At 68.4% G+C, this 2,378-nt stretch carries 3 protein-coding genes; all 3 read left to right on the top strand.

The window, feature by feature from the left end; genetic code table 11:
• A partial coding sequence (locus WBP48_RS05580; RefSeq protein ID WP_424437311.1) for a carbohydrate ABC transporter permease occupies window positions 1–923 on the top strand: 923 nt, incomplete at its 5' end.
• Window positions 920–1,762, top strand: coding sequence for a carbohydrate ABC transporter permease (locus WBP48_RS05575; RefSeq protein ID WP_424437308.1), 843 nt, complete (start codon window positions 920–922; stop codon window positions 1,760–1,762). The genes WBP48_RS05580 and WBP48_RS05575, both read left to right, overlap by 4 nt.
• A gap of 32 nt (window positions 1,763–1,794) precedes the next feature.
• On the top strand, window positions 1,795–2,378 hold a 584-nt coding region (locus WBP48_RS05570; protein WP_424437314.1), incomplete at its 3' end, for an ROK family protein.

Here is a 2,378-nt window from a genome sequence, read left to right as displayed (position 1 = left end):
CCACCCCGCCGGCCGCGAGCACCCCGCGCCGCACGCGCCCGGGAAGCGCCGCCCCGTATGCACTGCTGGCGCCGGCGACGATCATGCTCGCCGTCTTCATCGGCTGGCCGCTCGTGCAGCTGATCATCATGTCGTTCCAGAAGTACGGCCGCGAGCAGATCTTCGGGGCTCCCGCCGACTTCATCGGGTTCGGCAACTACGTCGACGTTCTCGCCGACAGCGAGTTCTGGGTCGTCCTGGGACGCAGCGTCGCCCTCTGCGTCGCGTGCGTCGCCGCGACGATGGTCCTCGGCATCCTCATCGCCGTTCTCATGACGGGGCTCGGCACGGTCATGCGCACCGCGGTCTCGATCGGGCTGCTGCTGGCGTGGGCCATGCCGGCGCTGACGGCGACGATCGTCTGGGGCTGGATCTTCGACACGCAGTACGGCCTCGTCAACTACTTCCTCACCCAGTTCACCGGCACCGACTGGACCGGCCACAGCTGGCTCGCCGACCCCCTCAGCTTCTTCGCCGTCGCTGCGATCATCATCACGTGGGGCGCGATCCCGTTCGTCGTCTTCTCGGTCTACGCCGGGCTCGGCCAGGTGCCCGAAGAGGTGCTCGAGGCGGCATCCCTCGATGGCGCCGGAGGATTCGCGCGCTTCCGCCTCATCACCGTCCCCTACATCCGCACGATCCTCGTCGTGCTCCTCATCCTGCAGATCATCTGGGATCTGCGGGTGTTCGCGCAGATCTACGCGCTGCAGACGATCGGCGGCGTGCGTGCCGACACCAACACGATCGGCGTCTACATCTACAGCGTCTCGATGGCCACCGGCGATGTCGGGGCGGGCGGCGCGATCGCCGTCATTCTCGTCGTGATCCTGCTGCTGATCTCGGGCTACTACATCCGCACCATGCTCAAGGAGGACGACCAGTGAACGCACGCCCTCGCACTCTCGCCGCCCGCATCGCGCTGAACGTCGTCGCCGTCGTCATCATCGTGTGCTCCGTCTTCCCGGTCTATTGGATGGTCAACACGGCCCTCCAGCCGGGCTCGGCGATCCAGACGACGACGCCGCATCTGTGGCCCGACCAGTTGACGTGGCGGAGCTTCCAGACGGCCGCGACCGATCCCGGCTTCGGCTCGGCGCTCGGCATCTCACTCGGCGTCACGCTGCTCACGGTCGCGACCGCCCTGGTGTTCGCGTTCGTCGCCTCGATCGCGGTATCGCGCTATCGCTTCCGCTCGCGGAAGAGCTTCATCATCGCGATCCTCGTGATCCAGATGATCCCCGCCGAGGCGATGATCATCTCCACCTTCCGTGTGCTCGACGGCTGGAACCTGCTCAACACGATCGTCGGCTTGTCGGCCATCTACATCGCGACCGTGCTGCCGTTCACGATCTGGACGCTGCGCGGGTTCGTCGGCGGGATCCCCGCCGATCTCGAAGAGGCCGCCATGATCGACGGCTGCAGCCGCAGCGGGGCGTTCTGGCGGATCACCTTCCCGCTCCTCGCACCCGGCCTCGTCTCGACCGGCATCTTCGCGTTCATCCAGGCGTGGAACGAGTTCGTCTTCGCGCTCGTCATCATGACCCGGCCCGAAGCGCAGACGCTGCCGATCTGGCTGCGCAGCTTCGTGCAGGCGACGAAGGCGACCGACTGGGCCGTCGTGATGGCGGGCTCGACCCTCATGGCGATCCCGGTGATCGTCTTCTTCCTCATCGTCCAGGGCCGGATGAGCGGGGGCATGGTGGCGGGAGCGGTGAAGGGCTGATGCGACAGCGCGGCAGCGCCGCTGACGAGCTGATGCGAATCGGGTTCGACGTCGGTGGCACCAAGACCGACGCGGTGGTCGTCACGGCCTCCGGGGCCGGCGAGATCGTCGCACGCGTCCGGCGCCCCACGGGATGGGGGCCGGATGCCGTCGTCACGACGATCCTGTCCCTGGTCGAGGAGCTTGCGACGACCGTGGGCGTCCCGGCATCCGTCTTCACCTCCCTCGGCGTCGGGATGCCGGGCCAGGTCGCCCCGGATTCTTCCGTCGTGACGCACGCCGTCAACCTCGGAATCGCGGAGCTCGACCTCGGACGGGCGCTGGAAACACGACTCGGGATGCCGGTGCGCACCGAGAACGACGTCAAGGCGGCGGCGATCGGCGCGTACGCGCTGCGCTACGGTCCGGGTCCGGGTACGGGTCCGGGTCCGGGTCCGGGTCCGGGTCCGGGCGTGGGGCGCACGCTCGCGTATCTGAATCTCGGCACCGGCATCGCGGCGGGGTTCGTGAGTGGGGGTCGACTGTGGCGCGGCGCGCACGGTGCGGCGGGCGAGGTCGGGCACATCTCGGTGGACCCCGACGGGCCGGAATGCCGGTGCGGTCAGCGCGGCTGCAT

It is taken from the genome of Microbacterium sp., from assembly GCF_049661145.1.
GTDB lineage: Bacteria > Actinomycetota > Actinomycetes > Actinomycetales > Microbacteriaceae > Microbacterium.
This window is presented reverse-complemented; position numbering and strand designations above follow the sequence as displayed.